General features: G+C 49.3%; 16 protein-coding genes. 4 read left to right on the top strand and 12 right to left on the bottom strand.

Annotated features, from left to right (window positions below):
• Positions 1–277: 277 nt before the first annotated feature.
• Both J4G02_15120 and J4G02_15115 read right to left on the bottom strand, forming a co-directional pair.
• On the bottom strand, positions 278–1078 hold the full coding sequence (locus J4G02_15120) for a LamG domain-containing protein (protein ID MCE2395899.1): 801 nt from the start codon (positions 1076–1078) through the stop codon (positions 278–280).
• 307 nt (positions 1079–1385) lie between these two features.
• Positions 1386–2027: a LamG domain-containing protein gene (locus J4G02_15115; GenBank protein MCE2395898.1), complete on the bottom strand. Its 642-nt coding sequence runs from the start codon at positions 2025–2027 to the stop codon at positions 1386–1388.
• Positions 2028–2913: 886 nt separating this feature from the next.
• Here J4G02_15115 and J4G02_15110 point away from each other — a divergent pair.
• Positions 2914–3741, top strand: a complete 828-nt coding sequence (locus J4G02_15110; protein ID MCE2395897.1) for a LamG domain-containing protein — start codon at positions 2914–2916, stop codon at positions 3739–3741.
• Between the two features lie 73 nt (positions 3742–3814).
• Here J4G02_15110 and J4G02_15105 read toward each other — a convergent pair whose 3' ends face one another.
• From J4G02_15105 to J4G02_15060, 10 genes are all read right to left on the bottom strand, one after another.
• Positions 3815–4906 carry a Zn-dependent alcohol dehydrogenase gene (locus tag J4G02_15105; protein MCE2395896.1) on the bottom strand — a complete coding sequence of 364 codons (1092 nt, stop codon included), beginning with the start codon at positions 4904–4906 and terminating at the stop codon, positions 3815–3817.
• Between the two features lie 58 nt (positions 4907–4964).
• Positions 4965–5285, bottom strand: a complete 321-nt coding sequence (locus J4G02_15100) for a DUF5615 family PIN-like protein (GenBank protein MCE2395895.1) — start codon at positions 5283–5285, stop codon at positions 4965–4967.
• Positions 5269–5493, bottom strand: a complete 225-nt coding sequence (locus J4G02_15095) for a DUF433 domain-containing protein (GenBank protein ID MCE2395894.1) — start codon at positions 5491–5493, stop codon at positions 5269–5271. The genes J4G02_15100 and J4G02_15095 overlap by 17 nt, the downstream gene beginning before the upstream one ends.
• Positions 5494–5682: 189 nt before the next feature.
• The gene (locus tag J4G02_15090; GenBank protein ID MCE2395893.1) at positions 5683–7620 is read right to left on the bottom strand and encodes a hypothetical protein; all 1938 of its coding nucleotides are present in this window, start codon (positions 7618–7620) and stop codon (positions 5683–5685) included.
• A 100-nt stretch (positions 7621–7720) separates the two neighbouring features.
• Positions 7721–9238, bottom strand: a complete 1518-nt coding sequence (locus J4G02_15085) for a hypothetical protein (protein MCE2395892.1) — start codon at positions 9236–9238, stop codon at positions 7721–7723.
• 230 nt (positions 9239–9468) lie between these two features.
• Positions 9469–11022, bottom strand: a complete 1554-nt coding sequence (locus J4G02_15080) for an NAD(P)/FAD-dependent oxidoreductase (protein ID MCE2395891.1) — start codon at positions 11020–11022, stop codon at positions 9469–9471.
• A gap of 59 nt (positions 11023–11081) precedes the next feature.
• Positions 11082–12143, bottom strand: a complete 1062-nt coding sequence (locus tag J4G02_15075) for an exo-alpha-sialidase (protein MCE2395890.1) — start codon at positions 12141–12143, stop codon at positions 11082–11084.
• Positions 12144–12308: 165 nt separating this feature from the next.
• A complete protein-coding gene (locus J4G02_15070) occupies positions 12309–13115 on the bottom strand; it encodes a phytanoyl-CoA dioxygenase family protein (GenBank protein ID MCE2395889.1) in 807 nt (268 codons plus the stop codon).
• 12 nt (positions 13116–13127) lie between these two features.
• Entirely contained in the window at positions 13128–14183 is a 1056-nt protein-coding gene (locus J4G02_15065; GenBank protein ID MCE2395888.1) for a Gfo/Idh/MocA family oxidoreductase, read from the bottom strand.
• A 39-nt stretch (positions 14184–14222) separates the two neighbouring features.
• Positions 14223–15974, bottom strand: coding sequence for a hydantoinase B/oxoprolinase family protein (locus J4G02_15060; GenBank protein MCE2395887.1), 1752 nt, complete (start codon positions 15972–15974; stop codon positions 14223–14225).
• 343 nt (positions 15975–16317) lie between these two features.
• Here J4G02_15060 and J4G02_15055 point away from each other — a divergent pair, with 343 nt between their 5' ends.
• From J4G02_15055 to hflX, 3 genes are all read left to right on the top strand, one after another.
• Complete coding sequence (locus tag J4G02_15055; GenBank protein ID MCE2395886.1) at positions 16318–17259, top strand: tetratricopeptide repeat protein; 942 nt, start codon at positions 16318–16320, stop codon at positions 17257–17259.
• 33 nt (positions 17260–17292) lie between these two features.
• Positions 17293–17880 carry a hypothetical protein gene (locus J4G02_15050; protein ID MCE2395885.1) on the top strand — a complete coding sequence of 196 codons (588 nt, stop codon included), beginning with the start codon at positions 17293–17295 and terminating at the stop codon, positions 17878–17880.
• Between the two features lie 401 nt (positions 17881–18281).
• Positions 18282–19607, top strand: coding sequence for a GTPase HflX (gene hflX, locus J4G02_15045; protein ID MCE2395884.1), 1326 nt, complete (start codon positions 18282–18284; stop codon positions 19605–19607).
• Positions 19608–19871 lie beyond the last annotated feature (264 nt).

Raw genomic sequence — 19871 nt, 5'->3', positions numbered from 1 at the left:
GTTTGTAGACGTTGACACAAGGAGCCAATCTGTATCACCGCATTAAAAGACGGGGGTTTAGATTGGAAGATTTTGATAACTAAATAAGTTTTCTTAAGATCACGCTTTTACGAGTGCAAATTCCAATAGAAATGATACCGCTGAAGTTCAACACTATCAATCTAAAGTCTCAAAATTTTCGGAGAATTGTGTTGTTCAACACGATGTTAAGTGCCAATCTATTACAAGATAGTAATTGCGATTGAGAATGTTCTGCCGGTCAATGCTATCAACCCGATTACTCAAATCGTGCTTTGATCTGTCCCCAAGTTGTGGTTAACATACCGTCGGGAGAAACCCCCAGAAGCGGACCGAATCCTAGGTTCATATTGTCTTTTATCTCAACCACGGGCAGCGCGCGATTCCAGATGCGCACCTCATCAATGATGCCGTGGAAGTTTCTGAAGCCGGCAAAACTCCCGCCGATCCGGAGGTCGTTGTCTACATCTTTCAATGGGAGTGCCTCGTTTCCTTTATCCTCGAACACCAGTTTCCCATTGAGGTAAACGCGATGCTCGCCTTCCTCCCAAGTTCCTGCGGCGTGATACCAGACATCGTTATTTACCTCAGCCTCCGGGTTCGGGTCATTGTTTTTCCTTGACCCTTGCTCTACGCTGAGTTGGAGGGTAAGTTTTACACCGTGCTTTCTAAACTTGAGCGCAAAGCCACCCCTCAACGGGTCGCAGTCGCAACTATCGTTAGTAATTGATTCCTTAGCGATGAGTCGAGGAGCGGTAGAGATCCCTTCCCCTTTCATGAGGAACCAACACTCGGCTGTGCCTGCGGATTCATGCAATTGGAGTTCCTTAGAATTTTTCGTCTCGATGATAACAACATCATCATCGCCATCAAATTCTATCGCCTTTCCATGCTTTCCTGCCACCCATTGTGGTCCCCCTTCGAGTTTTCCATGGTTACCGACTTCATTAAATGGCATGTAAAGGATCAAAGAGTCGTCATTTGCATATTTCTGGGCGTTGGTCAAAGATGGCAGGATTAATAGGCTGGCTATCGCGAGAGTAAGAAACAATATCCTCATGACTTTATCCTCCTATTCCTAATAGGAGTTACGCACTTCAGCCCCAATTTATCGGGGCTGTGCTGAATCGCCGAGCTACAGGTCGAAGTCTCCCGACACGGAGACTTTGAGCATTCAACTGCGTAAATCCAATAGAAATGACACCGCTGAAGTTCAACATTATCAATCAGAATATCGGGATTAGTAAAAAAGTGTGTTAGCTAGGTTCTGTTGAGATTTGGGTGTCGAGATCTGAATCTCGACCTACGGGTTATCTGCATAGCAAATGCAATCAGAAACACTTTGCCGGTCAATGCTATTAACGCAATCACTCAAATCGTGCTTTGATTTGTCCCCAAGTTGTGGTTAACATTCCATCGGGAGAAACACCCAGCAGTGGGCCGAATCCCAACTTCATGTTGTCTTTTATCTCATTTATGGGGAGCGCGCGATTCCAAACGCGAACTTCATCAATAATGCCGTGGAAGTTTCTGAGACCTGCGAAAGTCCCACCGATCCGGAGGTCGTTGTCTACATCTTTCAGTGGGAGTGCCTCGTTTCCTTCATCCTCGAACACCAGTTTCCCATTGAGGTAAACGCGATGTTCGCCCTCCTCCCAAGTTCCTGCGGCGTGATACCAGACATCATTATTTACAGTAGCGTCCGGATTCGGGTCATTGTTTTTCCTTGATCCCTTTTCCACGCTGAGTTGGATGTTAAATTTTCCGTGCCTTCTAAACTTGAGAGCGAAGCCACCCCTCAACGGGTCGCAGTCGCAATGATCGTTAGTAATTGATTCCTTAGCGATGAGTCGAGGGGCGGTAGAGATGCCCTCTCCTTTCATGAGGAACCAACACTCGGCTGTGCCTGCGGATTTATGCAATTGGAGTTCTTGGGAATCTTTTGTTTCGATAATTACAACATCGTCATCGCCATCAAATTCTATCGCCTTTCCATGCTTTCCTGCCACCCATTGTGGTCTCCCTTCGAGTTTTCCATGGTTGCTTCATTAAATGGCATGTAAAGGATCAAAGAGTCGTCATTTGCATATTTCTGGGCGTTGGTCAAAGATGGCAGGATTAACAGGCTGGCTATCGCGAAAGTGAGTAACAATATCCTCATAACCGTATCCTCCTATTCCTAAGTTTCGATTAATTTTTGACTTTCACGCTTTACGAGAAAATAGGGGAGATATACCCCAAAACGGTTAAGGAATGAGAGTTTAACCACCGATACGTTTCGACCGACTCTTCCTAATTACTCCTTCCTAAGGAACAACTCTTCCTCTTGCGAAGGAGAAATCAGAGCAGGTTAATGATGGAGTTATTTAGTTGCCGGTCCCAAATAACTTCTAACCTCACTGTGGATAGTATCCTTGATGGAGCTGCATGAATTGGAAACAGATAGTCCAAACTCGAATACTATTATAACACAAATTCCAGAAAAATAGAACATAAACTGGGAATTTGTAGCTGCAAGATGCGAATGCCCCGAAATCCCGGCACAGTTTTGTCATATCCTTCTGAGATTTTACCATTTTTTTGTAACTCTTTTTGAATCTGTGCTATAATATCGACGGTTCCAGTCCAAGGGTATGATTGGAGATTGTTCAACGGTTTTGGGGTGATATTTTCCCCGTTTCATAGTGGGTCGTGCGTGCATTTTGGAAAGACTAAAGTAGAGCGGTGATAGTCTATTCAAACCGAAACGTTGAAGCACATGAACCAGCGAGCAGCAGAACCTGTTCTTGACGTAATCAAGACGCTGTGGTGCCCCTCCAAACTAATTTCGTGGAGCAAGCTATAGAAGGTAAAGGTTAAAAATTACTGGTAAATAATCAATAGGAGGATAAGGTTATGAAGACACCGTTTCTTGTTTTAGCAATAGCTAGTCTTTTGATGCTTCCGTCTTTAACTCCTGCACAGAAATATGCAAATGATGAATCTTTAATCCTGTACCTTCCATTTAATGAAGGGGAAGGCGATACAGCCTTCGATAGGTCCAGATTTGGTCACCATGGTAAGTTAGATGCCCCACAATGGGTTCCGGGCAAGTTTGGCAAAGCGCTAGAGTTTGATGGAGAAGATGATGTCGTGATCATCGAAACGAAAGATTCTAAGGAACTCCAGATGGAAGGATCGGATGGCACACTGGAGTGTTGGTTTATGATGAAAGGAGAAGGCAACGCAAATCTTCCTCGACTCATTGCCAAAGAATCAGTGACTAACGACTGGGTTGTCACACATGGACGAGGCGGTTATACACTCCGGTTTCAGAAGTATTCTAAGTTTAACCTCCAACTCAGTGTGGAGGAAGGATCACGGGAAATCAATAAAGAGAAAAAGGAGGCTGGTGTAGATTTCAATGTCTGGTATCACGCTGCCGGCACTTGGAAGAAGGCCGAGCACCGTGTTTATCTCAATGGGAAGTTGGTAAATGAGGATAAGGCGGCAGATCTGACGTTTCCAGTGGAAGACAAGGAGAACGACCTGCGAATTGGCGGTACTTTCGCAGGGTTCAGGAATTTCCAAGGCATCATCGATGAGGTACGCATCTGGAATCGTGCGCTGCCTGTGAATGAGCTAAAAGACAATATGAAGCTGGGGGTTGGTCCGCTTCTGAGCGTTTCTCCCGCTGGGCAGCTAACCACCGCTTGGGGACGAATCAAAGCATGGCGGAAGTGATTCTGGCATACTACAAACCCAAACGTCCTCGCCTGAATTTGCTATCCCACAAAAAGAAAAACGATACACCGGGTTAGAAGCGAATAAGTCCGCGTGCAACTTCCCCGTTCAGCATGTCATCAAACGCTTCATTCACCTCTTCTAATTGATAGGTTCGGGTAATCAGTTCATCCAACTTGAGCATACCAGCGCGATAAAGTGCAAGTAGACGTGGCATGTCATAGCGGGGACGTGCCGAACCGTAGTTACTGCCCATTATCGTTTTTTCGCCCCAGAACACAATCGCCGCGTCGAGGGACAGCGGTTCGAGAGGTGGAGCACCAACCCAGATCGCTTTTCCTCGATTGCGTATTGCTCGCACTGTTTGTTCATAGGTGGTGCGCGTGCCGATTGCCTCGAACGCATAATCTGCGCCCAATCCATCCGTCAAGACTTGGATCTCTGGAATCGGATCGACTTCGCTGGCGTTGATTGTATGCGTGGCACCAAACTGGCGTGCCATTTCTAGCTTTGAATCCACCAGATCGACCACAATAATTCGCTCAGCACCGGCGATGACTGCCCCCTGAACGACATTTAAGCCGATGCCGCCGGCACCAAAAAGCACCACACTGCTCCCCGGCCGCACTTGAGCGGTATTGGTCGCTGCGCAAACCCCTGTTGTGACACTACAACCGATGAGAGCAGCCGTATCCAGTGGGATGTCATCATCGAGTGGAATCGCGCATTCTTGCGGGATCACGCTGTATTCCGCAAAGGAAGCCACCATCCCAAAATGGTGGATGGGCACCCCATTCTTTTTGTAACGGGTCGTGCCGTCAAGCAGGTTTCCACGTCCTCCCTGTCTTGACTTCATGCAGAGATTGCCATATCCTTGCGTGCAATAGCTACAGTGACCGCACGACGGCACCCACGAGAGAATCACGCGATCGCCCGGTTTCACTAAGGTAACACCGGCACCGACCTCCTCGACGACACCCGCACCTTCATCTCCCAACACTATAGGGAACGGGACGCCCAACATGCCGGTGATTGCGTGATGACAGCTATGACAAACTCCAGTCGCTGCAATTTTAACGACAATTTCGCCCGCTTTGGGCGCTTCCATCTCGATATCTTCGACGACAACCGGTTGGTTCAGTCCATATAAAACAGCAGCTTTCATAATTTTTTCCTCCAGTAGTTAAACTATTCCTCGATCTGTGCTCATTTGTAACGGCAGCTTAGGCGTCAATGTAAATAACTTGGTGAGGTCGAATAGACAGTAGTACTTCGTGTAGTTTCGGTATCATTGGTAGAAGTGTTCCCAACCGATTATTGGGTGCAACAAGTACGATCACTGCAATATTAAAACGGTTGAGGTTCTGCTGGTATTCAATGTTCTGATCCGCGGTTACCCAAACGTCAAATTCGCTTTCCGCCACACGAAGCAATTCACCGTTTTTCATACCTGACCAACCTTTTTCTTGAACCATAAAAATAGTGTGGTCTGCTAATTCTCTTTTCAGTTTTTTAGGTAGACATTCGTCAATGAGAATTCGCATAGGCGTGTGTTAGCAGCATCTCCTTTGCCAGTTCCAATGTTTGGATAGCTTGGTCACGACTTACAGAAGGAAAATCATCTAGGAATTCGTCAAGACTATCGCCAGCCTCCAAATAGTCGATCAGATTTTTGATGGGAACGCGCGTGCTGTTGAATACAGGTGTGCCAGAAAGAATTTCGTCATCGCACGTGATGACACTGTCTGTCATTATTGTTTTTTGTTCTTTAGGTTCCATAATTTATCACCCCCTCAATAGAAGTTCGGTTACACAACCTTGCTATCATTTTAACATTTCCTGTTAAGCGAATACCAACCAAATCATTACGGGGTTGTATCAGTTTTTGTTGTCTCCGATTGAAACAAAATACTACATACTGTGAAGGTATGTTCTAGCAATCTACCTTGAGCCACCAAAGAATATTCGCATGTGGATAATGTCGCCGACGATCGTCCAGAAGCCTCCGACCATATATCCGCCCAAAATCAATCCGAGGAAGAACGGACGCGCCTGTCGATGGAGCTTGAGTCCGCCATACTTGAGGACAATCCATTTGGCGAAAAAACCGATAAGAACAGAGAACCAGAAGACGTTGATATCATGACTATTTGAAATGGCATATCCCACCGGGTGAAACGGAAACCATAAAAATAACCTTCGCATCACGGTGAAGAAGAGGACAAACATAAAACCAACCCCTATAGCCCCTGCCCCGGTATAATCAAATTCAGACGGATTAAGCATCCAGTTCTGTAAGCGAACATACCCGGCATTTGCAAATCGTTCAAGGGAGCTACCTCCAGACTCGAAAGCTATATGCAAATAGACCCAAAAGAAGCTGAGGGTTCCTACAATCAGGGCGAGGGTCATAGCAATAACCAACCCGCTAGTACCTCTCCTTGTTCGATTGGCTAAAGCGAATCCTTCGATTTGATGGGGCATCGGGTGCGCGCGGTAGGTAAAGTTAAAAAAATTGAGCATCGTCAGCACTGTTAAGTTCCGCGCACCGAAACGACGAGACCCCAAAACATCGGGCAATATTTGATCGGGACCCGTAAAAACAAAATCGTGAAACGGGGCACCAAATTCGGCTCTAATTCGCGTCACACCGAGTGATACAAGGTAGTAGAGTACAAAAAAGGTGATACCGATCCAAACAGCGAGCCCTGCCCGCCAGAGAAAAAGTGTTAGAAAGCCGATACCTCCGATGGTGCCGAGGAGCGCGGTGCTATAGCGCATCGGTTCCTGAGAATCGTCCAAGGTACTGTCGCCTAGTATACGCTTAACAACCGCGACGAGATGTCTCCAGTTCGACCATAGTGCTACCAATACAATGCCGAGGAGGGCGCCAAATGATTGCTGAATCTGAACAACGGCATAGGACCCCGCAACGAACTGAAGTCCCATTGCGACAACAATCACTTTCTGAATCTTCCAGAACCAATAGAAAATCCAGCAAGAAAAGGACATCTCTAACGGCATAAAGAAGGATAAACCAACCATAGGCAGGATAACCCCAGTTGGTATCCACCCCATTGCGCTCCACGGTTTGGCTGTGAAATATGTGCCTAAGTTGTGATAGTAAGGACTCCACTTAATGGACGGAATAGTCGGAAAAATCCATCCCAACCCATTAATTAGTGCAACCCCACCCGAAATGCCAATCCCAAGCCACAATCCCTTATTCCTGAAGATTGCGGACGTCGAATCTGTCATCTCTAGGGGGAGCTGGATAATCGGATAGGATAGCTTCTCATTTTCAACCCATGCCCTTCTGACAATCACATTGATACAGATCATCACAAAAACGAGTACCACGACGAAAGCCGACCACCACAGACAGGGCATCAGCCAACTGTTAATATGCTTGTCAATGTAAAGGGTTGAATCTCCCTTATAATACGTATCTAGTATATTTCTATCACTGACCGAAAGCCATGACGGAATATGTCGCCAAAACAGTTCTCTCCACTCATTTTCGGGCGTGGCGTGCCGGAAGGGGACCTCCATGATGGTGGTGAGCGTTTGCATCATTTGGAACGATTGAATCGCAGAGGTCAAGCTTAGCAGAATATAAACTGTTATCAATTCTCCCTGATTCAAAGCAAGCTGGGGTGTGAATCGCTTTAAGGGAAAGTTTAGGAGCAGCAGCAGGCCGATAATGAAGATGACATTAAAGAAAGGCGATATGATTGTGGGAACGGATTGATACTGGTAGGGTTGTCGAGAAATCACCAGCCAATAGGCATTGATGGGGATTAAAATCAGAGCCAGCCATACAGCGCGGGTAGAAATGATGGATGGCAGAGAAGCGACTGATGAACGTTTTGAGTTCATAGATTCACTGGAAAAGGTGCCCTATGGTTGTGAGGCAGATTGGGAATCTGCCCCACAAAAGAGTTGCATCTATATCTCCAAATAGTATGAGGCGCACAGACTATTTGATGATTATCATCTTCTTCGTTGTGGCAAAGTCGCCTGCTTGTAGGTGATAAAAATAGATGCCGCTGGAAACAGGTTCGCCTGTGTCGTTACGACCATCCCAGTAAATCGCTCTCTCTTTTGATGTATACATGGCAGCGGGCTGATGTCCGACGTTGAATGTGCGGACAACGTAACCCGTTAAATCAGAGATGGTCAAAGTAACGAAGGCATCTTCTGCCAGTTGGTACGGAATCCACGTCTCGGGATTGAACGGATTTGGGAAGTTTTGGTACAGGGCATTTCTGCGTATCTGTCCCCACAAGACAACCTGCTTCCCCAAGGGTTCGACTGGAAGCGCCAAATCGAAGGCATTATAGATATAGGCTGCACCCGTACCGCCATTTTTCAAGCTGGAGCCGGTGATGCCATGATTGGCACTGAGGGAGACGGAAACACCGAATCTATCCGCTGCTTCTACGTCGCTACCAGTCAGCTTCGCCCTTTCAACCCAAGCGTTACCCTTACGTAAAAAGGAATAGACCGCGCCGGAGTTGCTTCCTTTACCGTCGTGCCGGTACGATCCCACCAGGGCACCAATGTTTCCGGTGGTTCCATTGATGGAGACAGAAATTCCGAAGTCGTCCTTGGGTTGCCCGTCACTGGCTGTAAGTTTCGCCTCTTCTTTCCATTTGTCTTCGTTGCGCACGAAGACATACGCCGCACCAGTACCGCTATTGTGCCCATACGCCCCGACGATAGCGTACTTTCCACTGATGTGAACAGAAAAGCCAAACTCGGCGTTCCTCGCCCCGTCGCTGGCTGTAAGCTTCGCCTCCTGTTGCCAAACATTCCTGACGCGCTTGTAGATATACGCCGAACCGGACCGATTTCCTTTATCATCGTCCCAAAGAGCCCCGATGATAGCGTAGTCACCGTCGATGGAGACAGCAGAACCAAAGATGTCCCCTCCCTCCGCGTCGCGGGGTGTAAATTTTTGTTCCTCTACCCATTTGTCCTTAACGCGCACGTAGACAAACACCGAGCCGGAGTCAGCTCCTTTAATGGCGGTGTCCCCGCTGATGTCGACAGAAAAAGCGAAACTGTCATTTGCTTCCCCATCGTCGGGATCGAGTTTACCGTGTTCTTTCCAATTTTTTCCGTCGCGCTGGTAGATATAGGCTGAACCTGACCATATATCATCGTGATGAGAACTGACGATTGCCCAGTCGCCGTCGATGGATACGGAACGACCGAAGAAATCTCCTCCCGCTCCATCTTTGGCAGTGAGTTTCGCCTGCTGAGCCCAAACCCCTCCATCGAGCACGAAAATATAGGCTGAGCCAGACCGGTCTCCGTCGTCATCGTTACCCGGAGCCCCGACAATAGCGTAGTTCCCGCTGATGGCGACCGAAGTGCTGAAATTGTCATCCGCCGCAGCATCACCGGCGGTCAGTTTGACTTCTTCGGCGTGGATTATAGTTGCTTGACACATCGCCAACATTACAATAAACAGGATCGGTACTTTTTTCATGGTTGTTTTCCTTTGGCTTTTTTCCTCACCTTGGATAGGTCAGAGAGTTGCGGTCAGTTTGCAGGGATATACGAATGAGTGGTTGAGCAAATAAGCGAATCTGAGCCTTCGGAGTTTTGCGAATCTCCTTAGGCTGAACGAAGCGGAATCAGGACTGATTGGGACAGTTCAAATGGCAGATTGCTGAGGTGAAATTGACGTAACAGCAATCTTTTTGTAGATTTTGACCTTTATCGCTTTCCACTTTTTTCGTGGTCAGCGAGAACTGCATGTGCGGCGTTGTGCCCGGGCGCGCCACTTACTTCGCCACCCGGATGCGTTCCCGCACCGCACATATACATTCCCTCAATCGGTGTGCGATAGCCACCACGCGTGAACAACCTGTCACCCAGTAATTGCCCGGGAACATGGCTCGTGTGATGGATGTTGCCGTCAGTCAGGTATACCCGACGCTCCAGATCCATCGGCGTATACACTAGCCAATCAATGATAGATTTACGGAAGTTTGGTGCGTATTCGGTCAGTACGTCAATTAGCCGGTTGCCTTCTTGTTCGCGCAGTTGGTCCCATGTCCCCTCTTTCGGCTTAACCGGCTCATATCGTACCCACATCGAGACGATATGGGTGCCTTCTGGTACAATGGTTCGATCATAGACGGTTGGGATTTGAACATCAATAATTGGGTGGCGCGTGGGCCGCCCTTCCGTCGCGTCCTGTGCCGATTTTCGATAGTAGTCAGTGGAGGGACAGATGCGTATTGAAGCAACATAGCGTGGGTCGTAATTGGGACCGAGGTGCCGACTAAAGTCAGGTAATTCGTTGACTGCTGCGTGAAATTTCAGCGTAGCAAAGTCAGTATCTAGTTGGGTGATTGCTTGGACAGTACTAGCTTCTAGATGTTCAGCACCGACTAGCCCCAAGAACGTACGCTTAGGGTCTGCGTTGGAAAGGACTAACTTGCTACGTAACACCTGTCCATCGGTCAACTCCACGCCCTGTGCTTGACTATTCTCGATTAGGATTCGCTTGACTTCTGCCCCCAAACGGATTTTTGCACCGAAACTCTGCGCCGCTCGTGCCATCGCTGTGGTGAGCGTTCCCATCCCGCCCGTGACCAAGCCGAGATTGTGCGGGGCGGCCAGCAGGTTCGGTTTAATCGAAGCGTAGCCGAACAGCACACCCGGCTCATCCATGTTCTTCATGTCTAGCGTGTGCATGACCGAAGCTTTTACTGCGTCTGTCTCGAACATTTCGTCGAGCAATTTGGTGAGCGTCCCGTTGAGCAGGCGGTCAAGTAACGCCTCATCCTTGGTACTGCTTACACGCTCATACAGCTCGGCGATCGTCGGCGGCTCAGTTAGAAAGTATTCATTGAATAGACCACCCGCCCGTTTCCAAAAGTCGATCCATTTGCGGTAGCCAGCGGCATCTCGCTCGGAGAATTTCGCTATCTCCCGGCAGGTACGCTCAGTATCCGCCCAATGCAGTAGATAACGATTATCAGGTAGTGGGAAAAATCGCTCTGGATCAAGCGCCTGTACATGGTAGCCATGCTTATACAGGTCCAAATCGCGCACGATTTTATCCTGTAAAATGTGAACGATAAATGAACAGGTAGAGATGTGGTAGCCGGGAAAAATTTCCTCAGTCGTGCAGGCACCACCCACCACGTGCCGCCGTTCCAAGACCAGTACCTCCAACCCAGCTCGTGCGAGATAGGCTGCGGCAACCAACCCATTGTGTCCCCCACCAACAATAATGGCATCGTACGGAACTGTGTCCATTGCGGTGGTTACCTCCCCGGTTGATCCTCCGACCGCGGGTTTCACTGCGAAGTCAAGGATTACGCCTCCGCATATACTACGCCTTCAATGTCGCGTGTCTCTGAGTCTTGGTTGCCTCCCCACGACATGAAGTAGAAGATCATAAAGCGGTCATCATTCAGTGGGATAATGCTGGAATAGCCGCCGATTGTGCGACCAATGGTTACCGGCTCATGGACAGAGCGGGTTGACCACACCAGTGTTGGTGAGTTGCGCCATGTGCCATTCCAGTCGCCTTCGTGAGAGTAGTCGCTGAATCCAACACCGCACCAGCCTTGATCCAAATCGCCAACCCAGCGGTATGAGCAAAGTAGTGTGCCTTTACAGGTGAGAAATAGTGTTGGCGAGTGTCCATAGATGGGGTACATGGTCAGTTCCAAATCGGACCACGTGCGTCCTTTGTCTTCTGAGAAGGTCCAGTAGAGGGGCATCATGCCGTGACCCGCGGGGGAGTCGTCACTTGCGACCATTGCCATCAGTCTGCCATCGGGTAGTTCAATTACCTCGTTTTGAGCGATGACACCGCGGCAGAGAACGACTCCTTCATCCCAAGTGCGGCCACCGTCAACTGACCGTAGCTGGGCGCTCGCTGCAACCCGTTCACCTCGAAGGCGTCCCCACACCGGCATGAGTAATGTACCGTCGGACAACTCGCGGATTTTGCCGTAAGTGTGCACGTCGGACCAATCAAAGTTAGCAATCCCGCTTCCGACAAGCTCAGGTTCTGACCAAGATTCGCCGGCGTCTGTAGATTGGCACAGGTATACGCCTTGATAGGGGCCTCCAATGCCAGAAATGGGTAATAATATTGTTCCGTCGTTCAGTTCCACCATGCCATGATACGCCAGAAATGAGGTTGGATGGTCAGGGCGCGACGGAATAAATTGATGGATGGGACCCTCCCACGTTTTTCCATCGTCACGGGAACGCTTCATCCCTGAGATGGTTCGTGGCTGTTTTGCATGGGGATCTGGATAACGTGCGGTAATGAGGATGTCGCCATTCTGCAATCGCTCTCCGCCGGGCGTGGCGACATGCCCCTCCCAGACGACGACGCGACTTTCACGGTGAAATTGTGGCATGTCCGCCCTCCTCAAAAGGTGATCAATGATCGGAAATATATTGATAGAACCATGTTATAGCAAAAAATCAAGTTTTTGTCACTATCAAAATGCTAATGCTTCAACCGTGATAGAAAATCTCTTAACAATATTCCAATTTTATTGCCCTGCAGCCGTAGATTGAATTTATGGTGTATCCTCTCTCACCCAATGCCGAAACAACGGTTTTACGGTGCTGGGGAAAGCGTCATAAACGGCCGGTGGGATGGGTGGCACATTGTTCTCCTTTCCGCCAGCTTCGTCTACAATCCGGGTACGCTCCTCCGAACCGTCCATCAGCACATCCAGATTAAGCCACCACGGTGCATAGCGTACCACTACCGAAGTCCGCGGACGGTCAGTGCGATTTGGGGCAGTGGCATGCCACATACGGCTGTCCATCACGAGCACACTGCCGGCAGGTCCGTTTGCCTGCATTTCGGTTGGGTAGGGAGCGTTCGGATCAACGCCGTTGTTTCCGGTCGGATTGTTGTTTGACCGATGACTGCCGGGAACGATGAGGGTGCCCCCGTTTTCGCCGGTGAACGGTGAGAGCATCCACAACGTCGTGATGTGCATCGTCGCATCGGGGTAGGGGGCAGGGATGTGACCGGCGTTGTTCTGATTAAAGGGCCAATCGCCGTGCCATCCTCCGCGTTCATTTCCCGGATAGTTGATTGTGCCGGTGGTAAAGGATATTCGCACATGGGGACCTAACAGTGCTTCGACAAGGGCAAGCGTACGTGGGTCAGCCAAGTACGGAGCGATGGATTGGTCGTAGCGGATAAACCCCGGCACATGACCGATACCGTCGGGGGCGTTGGGATTACGATGCACGATGGTCGATCGTTCGACGCTCTCGCGCACAGCATCAACCTCGTTTTCTGGAATGACCCCTTCCATAACATACCATCCATCAATTTTCAGGTGTTGCAGGGCTTGGTCCAAACTCATCGTAATTGCCTCCTACCAATCGGGGCGACCGACATAGAGTCCACGGTTGACCATCGGTAACGACACGCGCATACCACCCAGACGATCGGATTCAATCATCCCCATCAGCATTTCTTGGCTGCGGCGTGCGAGTTGAATCGGTCCCTGTGTCTCCTCTCCGGTGTCCAACGCTTCCGCGAGATTCTTAATGCCCATCTCCGTGCCACTCTCGCGGGGTACTTCTGGAAAGGGCATCTCCTCTAGGATACGAGAGGATTCCGATGCTTTGCGAAATTGACAGGTCATCCCGTTGTTAATGGTGCGCATTTTCCCCTTTGTGCCGCACACCTCGAATTCAGGACCGGTGCCTGCTGTGTTGTAGCCGTGGACTCCATTGGAGAAACGGACATAGCCGCCAGCGATGGCAGGGTCGGTATTGAGACGGTTTCCATCCCAATCTTCGGGATCGCACATGATTGAGCCTTGAACGAAGTCAATCCCCACATCGCCTGCGAGATACAGCAGCATATCGGCGGCGTGGGTCAACCCCCACAGTGCAGAGGTAGCACCGTATTGAGCGATGACACACTGAACGTCGCCAATCTCGCCAGCGTCGATTAATTCACGCATCTTGCGATAAAACGGCATGAAGCGTCGTTGTGTCCCGTAGTTGAATTTGGTGCCATTTCGCTCAACGGCGTCTACCATGGCATCGGCTTCTTCCATAGAGCAGCAGAGCGGTTTCTCGGCGTAAATACCTTTCACGCCGTGGTCAGCGGCGAAGATTGCCACTTCCGCACGTTGCGGCGGACGGGTAGCAACGCATACAATATCCGGCTGTTCCTTTTCAATCATTTCGCGGTAGTCGGTGTAGGCGTGTTGCGCGTCATAACGTTGGCGTGCGGTTTCTGCCTTCTCAGGGATCACATCTGACACTGCTACCAGATCCGTTCGATCGCATGCTACAGCTGCCGCTGCGTGGGAGTAGGGAATCCAGAGGAAACTCTCCGGACGCCCCTCCATTTCATCGTCAATCGTGGCACCCATCCGACCACATCCAACTAAACATGCACGGTATTGCTTTGCCATCATGTACTCCTTTCGTGGAATAATTGCGTGGTTGTTGTGCTACTCTGTTGCTCGCAGTTGGTCGGTAGCAACCTCATCTACCTCCCATGTCTGCGGGTTAATGACCACACCGTAAGCATCGCGGGCGTGTTCGAGCGTAACTTTTTCGTCGAGCACATCTCTCAACACCGCTTGCGGAGCCCGATCAAAAGGATTTCCCCACCCGCCTGCACCCGCGGCGATATGACGGAAGACATCGCCGCGTTGGATAGTCATTGTGGGTTTGGGAGGTAATTCACGAGCCTCGCGGTCAGGATTCAAGATATTTTGTGACGGGGCACCTGCCCCCCCTCCTTGCAGTCCGTAGGGTTGATATTTTGTACGGTCTGCCCGGATTTGTAGTGTTGCTTCTTCGGCTAGCAAGCGAAAATCTCGTACCAAACTCAGTCCCCCGCGGTAGATCCCCGCGCCGCCGGTATCAGGAAGGTAGCTGTAACTTTCGATGCGAAGTGGTAGTTCGACTTCTAATACTTCGGTGGGATTGTTGGAAAAGTTGACTACACTGCTTGCTGCGCCGTCGATCCCATCTTTATCCGAACGCCCTCCCCATGAGCCGTAGAGAAATTCAAGGAATACGAATCCATGCAATTCCATTTTTCCATCTTGCACAACACGCTCGTAACCGCCAATGCTGACGCCGGTATCGCCTCCGATTTCGCAGGCGGGAACCCGGTCGGGCGCGACTTGAGCGAGTGCACCAAAGACCACGTTAGCGATGCGAAAACCGGTTAAGCCGCGTGCAGCGACTGGCCCCGGTGCTAGTGGATTGAGAATAGTACCTTCTGGTGCAATGACTGTGATTGGACGGAAGTAGCCACCATTGTTCGGAACATCCGCTCCCATTAAGCAGCGTACGCAAGCATAGGCTGTCGATTGTGTAAACGAGAGTGGACAGTTGATGCCACCTCTGACCTGTGGCGATGAGCCTGTAAAGTCAACGGTCATCTGGTCACCGGTAATGGTGATGGTTACCGCAATCGGAATCGGGTCAGGGTCTATACCGTCGTCGTCGAGGTAGTCAGTAAATGAATAGGTGCCATCGGGTAGGCCACCAATTTCTAATCTCGCGGTCCGTTCAGCATAGTTGAGCAGCTCCGCGAAATAGGCTGAGAGTTGTGCTACACCGTACTTCTCGAATAACGCCCGGACTCCCTCCTGACCAACGTGCAGGCACGCCAATTCCGCCCGTAAATCACCAAGGACCTGACGCGGGATACGTACATTGCGAGCGATGAAGTCGAAAACCGTTTGATTCGCCTCACCTTTGTCATACAGTTTGAGTAGCGGGATGCACAAACCTTCCTGATAGAGTTCTGTTGCGTCACAACCATTTCCACCCGGCGTTTTGCCCCCGATGTCGGTGTGGTGTGCGATACAGACCACGAAGGCAGTGGGGGTCGGATCGTCGAGAAAAATGGGTTTGCACAGATACATATCAGGCAGGTGAGAGCCGCCTTCATACGGGTCGTTGGTGATGTAGATGTCACCGTCACACATCTTCCCGCCGAACTTAGCGATGACCGCCCGCATAAATTCGGGCACAGAGCCGAGATGCAGCGGCAACGTCAAACCTTGTGCGATGAGTTGTCCTTCCGTATCACACACCGCTGCGGACAGATCCATCGCATTTTTCAGATTGGATGAATACGCTGTGCGTACCAGCGTCAGTGCCATCTCATCGACCAATGCATCTAGTGCGTTTTTAATGAGTTCTGATGTAATAGGATCAAGGGAATTTGCCGTGGTGTTCATCCAATCTTCTCTTTCTATCGTTTGTCAAGGGTAAGTTTGAAACTTGGTAGAGATTACGGCTCCCATTGGGGTTAGTAATCTGCCGAGCGTCCGAATATGGAGCTATTTATGTCGGGATTCAGCGATCCCTCCTACAGGAGAACTGAGTGCCCCTAGCGCGAACCTTTCTGTATTGACATTACACCCTAATGGTGCTACACTGTACCGCAAAATCTGAGAAAAATCAAGATCAAAATCTAATCGAATGGGAAGAGCTTTCTGTTCGTGTATCATCGAACTAGCTTTACCATTTATCGACGGTGATACACCCGTTGAGAACTTTGGGATATGAGGGGAATTGAGAATGAAATACATCCTTGCCATCTACCTGATTGGAGTAAGTGCTATTTTCATTTCCTGTGATGATGAAGAGGTTGCAGCGCACTACAATCGGGGAAATGCCTATCAGGAAGAAGGTAAATTTAATGAAGCGATTCTAGCGTATAAAAAGGCGATTGAGATAGACTCCAACTTTGCGGAAGCACACTATAATCTGGGGAACGCCTACTATCGCCAAGGCCAAATTGATGAAGCGGCGCTAGCTTATAAAAATGCGATCCGTATCCAGCCAGATTTTGTGGAGGCACGTAACAGCTTAGGACTTGTCTATCGTATACAGGAGAACAATGAGGCTGCGATAGTGCAGCTCAAAGAGGCAGTAAGAATCGCCCCGGATAATGCACAGGCGTATAACCATCTGGGCCGCTCCTACATGGAGCAAGACAACTTTGGGGATGCTATTGTTGCTTTTGAGAAAGCGATTGAACTCAATCCGGATAGTGCATATGCTTACTACAATCTCGGAAACTCCTACAAAGCGCAGGATAAACTTGACCAAGCCATCGCTGCATACAAAGAGGCTATCGCAATAAGTCCACACGACGCTTTATCGCATCATAATCTAGGAATCTCTCTCTCTGATCAAAACCGGTTCGATGAAGCCGTAATCCACTTTGAGGCGGCGGTTCGCATTAGCCCGACCTTAGCAAACCTACACAACAACCTAGGAAATGCGTACAAAGCGCAGGGCAAACTTGATGAAGCTGTTGCTGCGTTCGAGAGGGCAGCGAGCGTCAATCCGGGTGATGCAAAGGCATATTACAATTTGGGAATCATCTACGCTGAACGAGGGGGCGATGGGGAAGCTGTGACCCAGTACAAGCGGGCTCTCCACCTTGCTCGTACCAATCCTGACTTACAGGAACTTATACCTGAGATAGAAGGTCGTATCAAAGCGTTAAAATAAAGCGAAACCCTTTCAACGGCATCGGAGGAAAATATGCGCGTTATTGTAGTTGGCTGTGAATACACCGGCGTTACAACTTTAATTGAGGGGCTTATGGATTGGGGGCATGAACGTGACATCAACCATCACCTTGATGATCACTTTACCATCCCAGACCGTCAACATCTAGCGCCTGAAGATAGAGAGACGATGGTCAACCTCTCTCCTGCGCTCAAAGAGCGGTTTCAGCGGATGCAGCTCGTTTATCATATCCGTCTAATGCATCGCTTTGATCATATCTTGTTAGGTGGTTTCCACATTGAGGAAGCGATTTATGGTCCCCTCTACTACTATCCCGGCGGCGTAGCGAGTGAGATACGCCAGTATGAAGAGGAGATGCCAAAGAACGCAATCTTGGTGCATTTGACAGCCAGCCCCGAAGTGATTCAGAAGCGGATGGAGACAAATCTTCACGAGTATTGCCTGATCAAGACAGAGGATATTCCGATGCTTCTGGATCGTTTCCAAGAAGAATTCGACGCGTCTCTGATTCCGAACAAAATCCAGATTGAGACCTCCGATTTGACACCGGAGACACTTCTTGAGACTTTTTTAAGCGAATCCGCTCAATTTGCAGAATAGAATCGTAACACGGCAGCGTGGATGGAACTATGACCGATTCTATATGTCTGTAGGCATATTGTCTCCTTCCCACACCGTGTGTTTCCAATGCTTCTTTGTAGCGGCGTACCGCTGCTAATTCTACAATGCGCTTCTTCTCCACCGTCCCGATAGGTCGAGATCCCGTTTCGCTAGAGACATGATTGGACATTTCTGCTCTCTACCTTTGAGAACTCACTGCCCCATAATTCTCATTGTGGGAGGAGAATAATTATCTGGGAATTTTCAGGAGATTGACCGAAAGAATTACGAAGAAATACCCCACCTCTGGATTTAAGAGATTAAATTTGAGCACCGAAGTTCATACTGACTGATATGCCTTATCGCCGAAAGGAGACGAAATGCACGAAACACAGGATACTATGGCAACTTCCCCAGCGCGGGCATTCCTTGTTGGGGTGAAGTTGAAAGATGAATTGCAGAGCGATGCGGAAAGTTCACTTGAAGAACTGAGACGACTTGCAGAAACGGCGGGGATGGAAGTGCTAGCCGAAATCATACAGCCGAAAGAAGCACCCGATCCCGCCTATTTTATCGGGCGAGGAAAGTTAGAGGAAGTAGAGGCGATAGTCAGTGAACTCAAGGTAGAGGCAATAATTTTTGATAACGATCTCACACCGGCACAAACTCGTAACTTGGAAAAATCCCTTGATATCGTTGTTGTTGATCGGACAAGCCTGATTCTACAGATCTTCGCGCAACGTGCACAGACGAAAGCTGCCAAACTACAGGTTGACCTTGCCCAACTGCAATATGCGTTGCCACGTTTGACACGAATGTGGACACACCTCTCTCGACTCGGTACGGGCGCAGGGGGCACAGCCGGCGTAAGTGCTGGGCGCGCTGGCGGCGTCGTGCGTGGTCCGGGCGAAACCCAACTTCAGATTGACCGGCGATTGATTCTCTCACAGATTTCACGTGTAAAAAAAGCACTCCAGAAAGTTGAAAAACGTCGCCGTGTACAGCGAAAGCAACGTCAAGAGGTAATTAATGTCTCGCTTGTCGGCTACACCAACGCAGGGAAATCAACGCTGTTTAACGCTTTGACGAGTGAGAAGCGGCTGGCTGAAGATAAGTTGTTTGCAACGTTAGATCCAACAACCCGCCTCCTCGATTTACCGGATAACCAACACGTACTATTAAGTGATACAGTCGGTTTTCTCAAAAAACTACCACACCATTTGGTGGCCTCATTCAAGGCAACGCTAGAAGAGGTTGTGGAGGCGGATCTGCTGCTTCATGTTGTTGATGTCGCCCATCCCGAAGCCGAGAGCCAGATTGATGCTGTCGATGAGGTGCTTAAAGAGTTGGATGCCCTTGAGCGACCAACGCTCATGTTGTTTAATAAAATAGATCTACTGAAGGAAGAGGGACATATCCAACTATTCCGAAGTAAATATCCCGATAGCCTTGCAATATCGGCGGAGGATGGTACAGGGCTGGAAGCACTAAAAGACCTTCTCGCTGAACGGTTTGCAACTCAGGACGTAGATGTGTCGCTTGCGCTCGCCTATCAAGATGGAAAGGCGTTAGATTATCTGTATAAGCATGGTGAAGTATTCGATACGGACTATCAAGGTGAGTCAATCCGGGTCAAAGCGAAGATTCCGCAACGCTACCTAAAGGCTTTGGATCGCCTCACAACAAATTCGACGGCTGTCATACTAGATCCAAAGATTGGTTCGTAGAGGTGTATGTTCATCGAGAAGGTATTTGCGTGCGTTCATGGCACTTTTGGGCTTCAAAAAAGTTGCGTGCGCTTCCGTATTTTTTGCGAATTTCGCGTAATCTAAGCGTTGCTGAATCCGAATTCTTTGCCTGTTCAGCCCGCATCCGGTTTCCGTGTTCGATCCACTCGGTCAGATACTGACCAATCTCCTCCTTATGAAAAAAACCTTTAGGTCTAAAACCCAAGTATTCATACTTGGTATACAGATTGCTTTAGCAAGTTT

The organism is Candidatus Poribacteria bacterium (assembly GCA_021295755.1).
In the GTDB taxonomy this organism is placed as follows: domain Bacteria; phylum Poribacteria; class WGA-4E; order WGA-4E; family PCPOR2b; genus PCPOR2b.
This window is presented reverse-complemented; position numbering and strand designations above follow the sequence as displayed.

Coding starts and splice junctions, on each gene's coding strand:
- J4G02_15050 (MCE2395885.1), top strand. CDS start 17,293: ATGCGCGTTATTGTAGTTGGCTGTGAATACACCGGCGTTACAACTTTA.
- hflX (MCE2395884.1), top strand. CDS start 18,282: ATGGCAACTTCCCCAGCGCGGGCATTCCTTGTTGGGGTGAAGTTGAAA.
- J4G02_15055 (MCE2395886.1), top strand. CDS start 16,318: ATGAAATACATCCTTGCCATCTACCTGATTGGAGTAAGTGCTATTTTC.
- J4G02_15090 (MCE2395893.1), bottom strand. CDS start 7,620: ATGAACTCAAAACGTTCATCAGTCGCTTCTCTGCCATCCATCATTTCT.
- J4G02_15100 (MCE2395895.1), bottom strand. CDS start 5,285: ATGCGAATTCTCATTGACGAATGTCTACCTAAAAAACTGAAAAGAGAA.
- J4G02_15105 (MCE2395896.1), bottom strand. CDS start 4,906: ATGAAAGCTGCTGTTTTATATGGACTGAACCAACCGGTTGTCGTCGAA.
- J4G02_15085 (MCE2395892.1), bottom strand. CDS start 9,238: ATGAAAAAAGTACCGATCCTGTTTATTGTAATGTTGGCGATGTGTCAA.
- J4G02_15120 (MCE2395899.1), bottom strand. CDS start 1,078: ATGAGGATATTGTTTCTTACTCTCGCGATAGCCAGCCTATTAATCCTG.
- J4G02_15070 (MCE2395889.1), bottom strand. CDS start 13,115: ATGAGTTTGGACCAAGCCCTGCAACACCTGAAAATTGATGGATGGTAT.
- J4G02_15095 (MCE2395894.1), bottom strand. CDS start 5,493: ATGACAGACAGTGTCATCACGTGCGATGACGAAATTCTTTCTGGCACA.
- J4G02_15060 (MCE2395887.1), bottom strand. CDS start 15,974: ATGAACACCACGGCAAATTCCCTTGATCCTATTACATCAGAACTCATT.
- J4G02_15110 (MCE2395897.1), top strand. CDS start 2,914: ATGAAGACACCGTTTCTTGTTTTAGCAATAGCTAGTCTTTTGATGCTT.
- J4G02_15075 (MCE2395890.1), bottom strand. CDS start 12,143: ATGCCACAATTTCACCGTGAAAGTCGCGTCGTCGTCTGGGAGGGGCAT.
- J4G02_15080 (MCE2395891.1), bottom strand. CDS start 11,022: ATGGACACAGTTCCGTACGATGCCATTATTGTTGGTGGGGGACACAAT.
- J4G02_15065 (MCE2395888.1), bottom strand. CDS start 14,183: ATGGCAAAGCAATACCGTGCATGTTTAGTTGGATGTGGTCGGATGGGT.